We start from the raw sequence: 549 nt of genomic DNA, 5'->3' as shown, positions 1-549 counted from the left end.
GGTGTGCTGGTAGCGAAGGCCGTCGAGCAGCAGCGTGCGCAGACGGTCGGCCTCGTCGGTTGCGGTGGGGGTGCCCTGGGTGGCCCAGCGCAGGGCGTTGACCGCGCGCAGGATGTCCCGGGGGTGGGCGTCGCGGCGGATCGCGCCGGTTTGCTGGGCCTGGGTGAACAGGCGGTCCCAGGCGGCGAGCATGGCGTCGCATCCTCGGGTGGCGTGCACCGGATGCTTGAGCAGGGTGGGACGCAGCGAGTCGGCCATCCCGTGGAACAGTGCCAGGTGGTGGGCGAACAGGTCCAGCCAGGTGGTCAGCGCCGCGAAGGCGTCCGCGGCATCCACAAAGGCCGGGGTGGTGCAGGCGTTGAGGAGACGGTCGGCTTCGTCGCGCAGCGTGTCATAACGATCGCCGAGAACAGCGTCGACCAGGGCGGCCCGGTCGGGGAAGTGGCGGTACAGGGTGCCGACGCCGACGCCGGCCCGACGGGCGATCTCGGTGGGGGGCGCGTCCACGCCCGTCTCGGTGAACGCGGCGCGCGCCGCGTCGAGCAGCCG

The 549-nt window shown here is 72.9% G+C and carries 1 protein-coding gene; it reads right to left on the bottom strand.

From position 1 onward, the window contains the following. On the bottom strand, positions 1-549 hold a 549-nt coding region (locus tag ND747_RS16615; RefSeq protein WP_251734511.1), incomplete at both ends, for a TetR/AcrR family transcriptional regulator.

It is taken from the genome of Frankia sp. R82 (genome assembly GCF_023716925.1).
In the GTDB taxonomy this organism is placed as follows: domain Bacteria; phylum Actinomycetota; class Actinomycetes; order Frankiales; family Frankiaceae; genus Frankia.
Note: the sequence above shows the minus strand (reverse complement) of the source record. Positions and strands in the feature narration are given on the sequence as shown.